Origin of the sequence: Mesorhizobium sp. M7A.F.Ca.MR.362.00.0.0 (assembly GCF_004023175.1) — a bacterium.
Classification (GTDB): domain Bacteria; phylum Pseudomonadota; class Alphaproteobacteria; order Rhizobiales; family Rhizobiaceae; genus Mesorhizobium.
The window spans coordinates 1-1,509 of sequence record NZ_RZTF01000233.1; the positions used below are offsets into that span (position 1 = coordinate 1).

Annotated in this window: 3 protein-coding genes and 1 pseudogene; 3 read left to right on the plus strand and 1 reads right to left on the minus strand. The window is 61.4% G+C overall.

Annotation, left to right across the window (positions count from 1 at the left end):
- Positions 1–491 (plus strand): annotated as a pseudogene (locus EOC06_RS24220) (hypothetical protein); the annotation flags it as partial.
- Between the two features lie 38 nt (positions 492–529).
- Positions 530–754, plus strand: coding sequence for a type II toxin-antitoxin system HicB family antitoxin (locus tag EOC06_RS24225; RefSeq protein WP_128308973.1), 225 nt, complete (start codon positions 530–532; stop codon positions 752–754).
- A 145-nt stretch (positions 755–899) separates the two neighbouring features.
- Here the strand turns inward: EOC06_RS24225 and EOC06_RS24230 are convergent, their stop codons facing one another.
- The gene (locus EOC06_RS24230; protein WP_127267713.1) at positions 900–1,190 is read right to left on the minus strand and encodes a DUF1127 domain-containing protein; all 291 of its coding nucleotides are present in this window, start codon (positions 1,188–1,190) and stop codon (positions 900–902) included.
- A 178-nt stretch (positions 1,191–1,368) separates the two neighbouring features.
- Between EOC06_RS24230 and EOC06_RS43370 the strand changes: the two genes are divergently transcribed.
- Positions 1,369–1,509 (plus strand): LysR family transcriptional regulator (locus EOC06_RS43370; RefSeq protein ID WP_245470000.1); only part of this gene is annotated, 141 nt, incomplete at its 3' end.

A 1,509-nucleotide genomic window follows, 5' to 3' on the forward strand; every position in this document is an offset into this window, starting at 1 on the left:
ACCCGATGGACAACCCGCTCGGCAAGGTGCTGCAGGACATGTTCGGCGGTGGCGCGCCTCAGCCTCAGCCGCAAAGCCAACCGCAGCCGGCGCCCAGTCCCTATGGCGACAATCCGCTCGGCAAGGTGCTGCAGGACATGTTCGGCGGTGGCGCGCCGCAGCCGCAAGGGCGGGCGCAGCCGCAGCCTCAGCAGACACAAAGCCCCTACGGAGACAATCCGCTGGGGAAAATCTTCGAGGAGATGCTGCGGCAAGGTGGCGGTGGCTTAGGCGGCATCCCCGGCGGACAGCCGGCGCCGCAACAGCCTCAAGCGCCCCCACAGCAGCGTCAGGCACCGCAGCCACAGGCCAATCCGAGCGGCAGGCCGAAAAACCCGTTCGACGACCTGTTCGGCAAGATGTTCGAGACCGGCGCCCAGCAGCGTGACGACTACCAGAGGGGCGTGGAGACGATCTTCGACCAGTTCAAGCGGGATATGGACCGAAGATAATCGAAAGCTCGTGGCATTTATCGACGAGGCAAAGAGCCATGATGGACAGACTTGAATATCCGGTCGTCATTGCGCCACTTTCTGCAGAGGATGGAGGCGGTTTTTCGGCTTTGGTGCCTGATCTGCCAGGCTGCGTGAGTGACGGTGACACCCCCGAAGAGGCCATCGCCAATGTCCAGGACGCCATAGCAGCCTGGATAGAGGCCGCGCATGAGCTCGGCAGATCGATACCAAGGCCATCGCGAAAGCTGGCATTCGCCTGACAGCCAAAGGAAAAGCCCGGTCCTGGGAGGACCGGGCAGAGTGCAGGCGGGCCGGGGGGATCCGGCAGGGAGTGGGAGCCTGCATACTCGTCAGTCGCGTCGAACCCCGAAAAGGTTCGCGGCAACCTAAACAACAAGCATCAGATCAGGCCACCTTGCGAGCGATGTCCTCGATCGTTTCGATGCGATCGCTGGCGATTTCGCGCAGCATCGCCGTCGGGTCGCGGCCAAACGGCACGTCGATGGCGACGTGCAGGTCGCCGCGCGTCAGGCCGATATCGGCGAGTTCGGCGTCCGACATCTCGCCAAGACGATAGAAGGCGCGGCGATTTTTCCAGGCGCGGTAGATGTTGGAGACAGTGTTGGCCACGCGAGTCGCAACGGCCGGACGCGAGGTGATGCGCGAGGTCTCGGTGGCGAAATCAAACGTGGTCATTGTCGGTCTCCTTCAGACTCGAACTGACAAAACCAGGCGATCGGCGCTGGCGACAGCGGCCGTTCCGGCTTCGATTCACATGCCTTCATGTGGACACTGCCAATTTGCCATTGAGTGATTGATTAATCCAACGAATGTTTCTAATCTTTACCATCAACGCTAGTGATGGATCATGTCGATGAAATCGCCGCTCGATCTCGATCAATTGCAAACTTTCATCTCGATTGCCGACACCGGCAGCTTCACCAGAGCGGCCGAAGAGGTGCACCGGACCCAGTCGGCGGTGTCGATGCAGATGCGCCGGCTGGAGGAGCGGCTT